This is a genomic window from Longimicrobium sp., from assembly GCF_036554565.1.
Classification (GTDB): Bacteria; Gemmatimonadota; Gemmatimonadetes; order Longimicrobiales; family Longimicrobiaceae; genus Longimicrobium.
In genome coordinates, this window is the sequence record NZ_DATBNB010000707.1 from 1 (window position 1) to 5,540 (window position 5,540).

Annotated in this window: 5 protein-coding genes and 1 tRNA gene; 2 read left to right on the forward strand and 4 right to left on the reverse strand. The window is 69.2% G+C overall.

Translation table 11 applies throughout. The features are described 5' to 3' along the window. Nucleotides 1-440 precede the first annotated feature (440 nt). Together VIB55_RS19820 and VIB55_RS19825 are read right to left on the reverse strand one after the other, a co-directional pair. Nucleotides 441-1,028 (reverse strand): diacylglycerol/polyprenol kinase family protein, encoded by a 588-nt coding sequence (locus VIB55_RS19820; RefSeq protein WP_331878402.1) that lies wholly within the window; start codon nucleotides 1,026-1,028, stop codon nucleotides 441-443. A gap of 24 nt (nucleotides 1,029-1,052) precedes the next feature. Then, entirely contained in the window at nucleotides 1,053-1,946 is an 894-nt protein-coding gene (locus tag VIB55_RS19825) for an alpha/beta hydrolase (protein ID WP_331878403.1), read from the reverse strand. 184 nt (nucleotides 1,947-2,130) lie between these two features. Here VIB55_RS19825 and VIB55_RS19830 point away from each other — a divergent pair, with 184 nt between their 5' ends. Continuing rightward, nucleotides 2,131-2,544, forward strand: a complete 414-nt coding sequence (locus tag VIB55_RS19830; RefSeq protein WP_331878404.1) for a hypothetical protein — start codon at nucleotides 2,131-2,133, stop codon at nucleotides 2,542-2,544. A gap of 207 nt (nucleotides 2,545-2,751) precedes the next feature. After that, nucleotides 2,752-2,825 (forward strand) — tRNA-Met (locus tag VIB55_RS19835). 83 nt (nucleotides 2,826-2,908) lie between these two features. Here VIB55_RS19835 and VIB55_RS19840 read toward each other — a convergent pair. Together VIB55_RS19840 and dnaN are read right to left on the reverse strand one after the other, a co-directional pair. Continuing rightward, on the reverse strand, nucleotides 2,909-3,691 hold the full coding sequence (locus VIB55_RS19840) for a DUF4105 domain-containing protein (RefSeq protein WP_331878405.1): 783 nt from the start codon (nucleotides 3,689-3,691) through the stop codon (nucleotides 2,909-2,911). A gap of 137 nt (nucleotides 3,692-3,828) precedes the next feature. Then, a complete protein-coding gene (dnaN, locus tag VIB55_RS19845) occupies nucleotides 3,829-4,941 on the reverse strand; it encodes a DNA polymerase III subunit beta (protein ID WP_331878406.1) in 1,113 nt (370 codons plus the stop codon). Nucleotides 4,942-5,540 lie beyond the last annotated feature (599 nt).

Consider the following 5,540-nt stretch of genomic DNA (forward strand, 5'->3'; position numbering starts at 1 on the left):
GCTGCCCTCACCCCCGGCCCCTCTCCCGCAAGCGGGAGAGGGGAGAATTCGATCGCGCTTCGGCCGAGGCCGGCGCGGGGGTCTGTCATCCTGAGCCCCAAGCGCACCGGACCGGCCCGTACTCCAGCCTCTGCGGGGCGAAGGATCTAACCGCGGACACCTCGACGCTCGGGCGCGGCAGCGGGCACCCAGACCCGAGACGCGGCCGGAGCGCCGAACGACGGAGTGTGGCGCACGCCGCGGCGCCCCCCATCCCCAACCCTTCCCCCGCAAACCCCGCGGGGGAAGGGCGCCAGTCTCGTGCGTCTGCGCCGCGTGTCAGCGCGGCGGCCGGATGCAGTCCGCGAAGGCGGACTTTGGGCCGTCGTTGCCGCGACTTCAGTCGCCCCAGCTGGGCCGTGGCCCGCGTAGTGTCGAGGACGGGTGAGGGCCCCGCGGAACTACGCCAGCAGCACCATCCCCAAGCCGATCGCCGCGCCGCCGACGAGCGTCACGCGCACGTTGTCGTCCACGGGAAGCGGGGCGAACTCCACCGTGGCGGCGACGAGCGCCCCGAACGCGGCGGCCGCGAACGGGACGGACGGGGCCACCAGGCAGACAGCTCCCGCCACCGCGAGGTCCGTCACCAGCCCCGCCGCGAACCCCTCCCAGCTCTTGCCCCACGACGTGCGGTGCCGCCCCCACCGCTTGCCCACCAGCGCCGCCGCCGCGTCGCCCAGGCCGTTGAAGAGCATCGCGGCCACGGCCACGGGCTTGGGAAACAGCACCAGCGCGGCGGCGTACGCGACGGCCATGTACGTGGCCCCGGCGAGGCCGTGCCGCTCGTGCGTGCGCAGCATGGTGCGCGTGCGGCGAAGGAACTGGTAGCGGAAGCCGCGGTGCTTGTGCCGCGCCAAGTCGATCCCCAGCGCGATGGCGGCACCGGGCAGCAGCACCGCCAGCGCCACCGGGCGCGGCACCACCCACACCAGCAGGGGCAGCACCGTCGACGACATGTGGATCGCCTTCCGCGTCAGCTCGCGCTTCATGCCCGGCCCGTGGCGGAATGAGTCTCACACATGCGGGGCTGCCCCCTCGCGCAGGAACCCGAGCAGCAGCTCGTTCACCCGGTCGGGAAACTCCTCCATCACCCAGTGGCTCGCCTCCGGAAGGTGCTCCACGCGAACGCCGGGCACCCACTTCTCCAGCCCGTGCGTCAGCCGTACCGACAGCGCCGGGTCTCGATCACCCCAGATCACCAGCGTAGGCAGCGCGATCTTGCGAGAGCGTGGCGACGAGTGGCGCGCCGCCGCGCGGTAGTAGGCGAGCATGGCCTTGATGGCGCCCGGGCGCGCGGCGGCCTCTCGGTACAGCTGGATGTCCTGGTCGGTGAACGCGCCGGGCTGCACCGCCTCGCCCCGGAAAATGCGCTCGAGCAGCGCGAAGTCGCCCCGGCGGAACGCGGCCTCGGGGAGGATTGGCAGCTGGAAGGCCGCGGCGTACCACGACCGCAGCATCTGGTCGGGCGTCATCAGCTCCCGCGCGAAGGCGCGTGGGTGCGGCGCGTTCAGGATGACCAGCCGGTCCACGTGCTCGGGCGCCAGCATCCCCATCCACCAGGCGATCACCCCGCCCCAGTCGTGGCCGACCACGTGCGCCTTGTCCGCACCCAGGTGCCGCACCAGCCCCACCACGTCCGCCACCAGCTGCTCTGTGCGGTACGCCGCCACGCGCGCGGGCTTTTCCGACATGTTGTAGCCCCGCAGATCGGGCGCCACCACGCGATAGCCTGCGGCGGCCAGCGCGGGGATCTGCCAGCGCCACGTCCACCAGAACTGCGGAAACCCGTGAAGCAGCACCACCAGCGGCCCCTCGCCTGCCTCCACCCAGTGCAGCCGGACGTTGTTCACCACCGCCTCGTGGTGCGTCCACCCTTCCCCGCCCGCCGTCGCCGCTGCCGTCGTCATCGCTCGTCCCAGTTGCCATCGTGTTCGCGTCTACGCATTGTACCAGCAACGACGGGGCCGGATGATCCTCCAGGCGCCCCGTTCGTTCTCCGCGACCTCCGCGCTTTTCGCGTGAGAGTCGTCACGGTCCGGCCGGCAGGAACGTTCCACCCGAAGCATCCAGCCATCTCCAAGGAGAACGAGAATGCGCGCAATCCCCCGATCGGCAACCCGGATTGGCCTCGCCCTGTTCTGCCTGCTGACCGCCGCGTGCGCCCCGACGGCCGTGGGCGCCGCCGGCGGCATCGGCTACACGGGACGCGGAGCCACGGCGCTGGTGCACGCACAGGTTCCCGAGGTGTTCGAGTCCACCGCCGCCGTGTTCGAGGAAATGGGCATCGAGCTGACGGACCGCCAGGGCCGGCCCGGCCGCGGCGGCTCGGCGATCGGCAACGACATTACCATCAACGGCCGGCGCGGCGCCGCGGAGGTGGTCGTGGGGATCGAGCGCGAGACCAACGCGAGCTCCGAGGTGTTCGTCCAGGTGCGTGAAGGCAGGGCCGACTACAACCGCGAGCTGGCGGGCGAGATCCTGGCGCGCATCGTCGCGAAGCGCTAAGCGGTTGGTTGACAAACACTTGGCACGCTGATAGATTCATCGCGTGACGGCGTAGAGAGCTTCACGTTTGAGCCGATAGTTCTGAAGCCGGGGCCTGAGCCCAAGGCAGACGCGGAGTCTTGATTGACATCGCGGAAACCGAGGGGATGGCACCCACCGATACCCCAAGTATCTGGCTTCAAACACACTCTCTGCGTTGTCCATGGCCGCGGGGTGGAGCAGCCTGGTAGCTCGTCGGGCTCATAACCCGAAGGTCGCGGGTTCGAATCCCGCCCCCGCTATGTGAAAAGCGCCTCCGTGCCGATTCGTCGGCGCGGAGGCGCTTTCTTTGTGCGGGTCCATCAGTCGACGCGGGATCAGCGGATCACGAGCGGATGCGCGTGGAGAAGTCCGGTGCGTGGATGGCGGCTTGGGCGCGCTCGTTGACCTGGAACTTCGCACGCGCCTGCTCCAGCGGCAGATCCGTGTCCAGCAGCCCGTGGTCCATCGCCAGCTTGTCGGAGTAGCCGGGAAGCACCACGCGCACGCCGAACGGAATCTTCTCGGTGGCAATGCGGTTCACCGGCTCCAGGATGCTGGTCGTACAGTTGTTCCAGAGCGTGTTGTAGAACTCGGGCTCGCGCTCCAGACGCTGCGCGTGCTTCATCATGTCCACGAACAGCGCGCGGGCCTGGTCCGGCGTCGCCTTGGCGGGATACAGGTAGACGGCGTCCTTCCACGTCACCGCGCGCACGCCGATCACGTCGCGCTCCTCGGCGATGACGTAGATCACCTCGAACCGCCGCAGCAAGCCCTTCCAGATGGAGTACTCCTCACCCGCCTCCCGCCGCGCCTCCACCGACACGCTGACGAACTGCCCGTCGGAGAACTCGAACGACAGAAAGGTGTGCGCCGGCCCGCGCCAGTCGGTGTTGAAGGGCGACAGGCCGAACCACACGCGCTTCATCCGGCCCAGGTCGTAGGTGCGGTCGCGGTACCCGGGGGTGAAGTCGGTGGCAGAGCGAAAGGTGAAGTCGCGCACGTTCCTCACGTGCACGCGGCTGCCGTCGAAGGCCACGCTCGGCAGCACGGCCTGCTCCGGCCGCCACACCCGCTCGTGCGACGGCCGCGTGTTCCGCCACCAGAGGATGCCGCCCAGGAGTGCCATGCAGAGTCCTACGAGGAGCGCGGTGCGCAGCCGTCGGCGAAGCAGAGAGGATCGTGCAGCCACGGGTGTCTCCAAACGCTGGACGGGAGAGAGCGCCGGCCCTCTCCCGCCCTGTTCCATCCCGCCGGGCGCGTCCCTCAGCTCAGCAGCCGCAGGGGCATCACCAGGCACAGGTAGTCGGGCGTGTCCTCGTTGCCGATGGGCTGCATGGTGGCGGCGCGCTCCGGTGCCTTGAAGCTCATCTTCACCTCGTCCGTCGGCATGTAGCGCAGCAGCTCCAGCAGGTACTGCGCGTTGAAGCCGATCTCCAGCGGGTCGCCGTCGTACTCCACCGGCAGCTCCTCGGTGGCGGTGCCCACGTCGGGGGTCTCCACCGCGAAGCGCAGCATGGGCCCGCCCAGCGACAGGCGAATGCGGTGCGTCTGGTCGCTCGCCACGATGGCCATGCGCCGCACGGCCGCCTGCAGCGCGCCCTTGTCGGCCACCATCGACTTGTCGTTGTCCTTGGGGATGACCTGCTCGTAGTTGGGGTACGGCCCCTCGATCAGCCGCGTGAAGATCTGCACGTCGGTGCCGCGGAAGCCGATGTGGTTCTCGCTGCGCCCCACCTCCACCGTTTCGTCCGGCCGGAACAGGCGCTGCACCTGCCCCAGGGCCTTGGGGTGAACGATGAAGTCGCCCGGCGGCACCGCGGCGGCGCCGTTTTCCACCGACAGCGTCATCTTGGCCAGGCGGTGTCCGTTGGTGGCCACCATCCGCATCTCGCCCTCGCCCAGCTGCCAGAGCACCCCGTTCAGGATCGGCCGCGTCTCCTCGGTCGACGCGGCGAACGACACGTGGGTGATCAGCCGCTGCAGTTCCTGCCCGGTGACGCGCCAGCTCTCGACGAAGTCCACCTTGGGAAAGGCGGGAAACTCGTCGCGGGGCAGCCCGTTCAGCCGGTACTTGGTGCGCCCGCTGGTGATCTGGATGGCGTCGCCCTGCGTGCCGAACTCCACCGTGCCGGGAAGCTCGCGGGCAATCTCCTGGAGCTTCTTGGCCGGCGCGGTGATGGCGCCCGCCTCGGCGACGTCGGCGGCCACCCGCACCGACACCGCGGTGTCCAGGTCGGTACCGCTCATCCTGACGGCGCCGTCCTCGGCCTCGATCAGGATGTTCGACAGCACGGGAAGCGTGGTGCGGGTGGGAATGCTGCCCGCCACCGCGCCCAGCCCCTGCTGCAGGTTTTCACGCGTGATCGTGAATCGCATACGTCGGTCGCCAACGCTCGAGGGTGACCCGTTCTCCACGGGGAAGGGTTCTTACCACCATATAGATATCCAATCTAGTATTGGTAGTAGAGGGTGTGGATCTGTGGATACCGCCCCTCGCGCCCTACCAACCTGTGCTCTCGCAACCACCTGAACCGGTTCGGACTCTGTGGATTGAGGATGTGGAGAACTGCCCGATTCCCCACGCCGTCCCCATTCCCACACCCGCGCCCGGTACTCCACAACTTCTCCACGAACTTCCCACACCGGTTGTCCACGGTGTTTTCCGGCGTCCCTCCGTCCGGATCCAGGCCGCGACCGGACAGGGTTGACGCGTCTCTGCCGGGATCGGTCTGCCGACTACACGGGCGAATGAATTCGCTGCAACAGGCACACGATGTCCACCTTCGTGGACTGCATGCTCTCGTGTACCCTTGGCTGTCGTGCGCGCCCGCGGCACCGCGAGAGTCCCCGCCGATGCAAAGGCCGCAGCGTGCAGCGTCTGGGCACCTCCCGAAGCGCCGCGGACTGGCTCCCTTCCCCCGCGCGGTTTGCGGGGGAAGGGCAGGGGATGGGGGGCGCCGGCCCTCGCACCGGAC

Bases quoted from the DNA above. Each gene is read 5' to 3' on its own strand.
- VIB55_RS19820 (WP_331878402.1), bottom strand. From the start codon at position 1,028: ATGAAGCGCGAGCTGACGCGGAAGGCGATCCACATGTCGTCGACGGTG.
- VIB55_RS19825 (WP_331878403.1), bottom strand. From the start codon at position 1,946: ATGACGACGGCAGCGGCGACGGCGGGCGGGGAAGGGTGGACGCACCAC.
- VIB55_RS19830 (WP_331878404.1), top strand. From the start codon at position 2,131: ATGCGCGCAATCCCCCGATCGGCAACCCGGATTGGCCTCGCCCTGTTC.
- VIB55_RS19840 (WP_331878405.1), bottom strand. From the start codon at position 3,691: ATGGCACTCCTGGGCGGCATCCTCTGGTGGCGGAACACGCGGCCGTCG.
- dnaN (WP_331878406.1), bottom strand. From the start codon at position 4,941: ATGCGATTCACGATCACGCGTGAAAACCTGCAGCAGGGGCTGGGCGCG.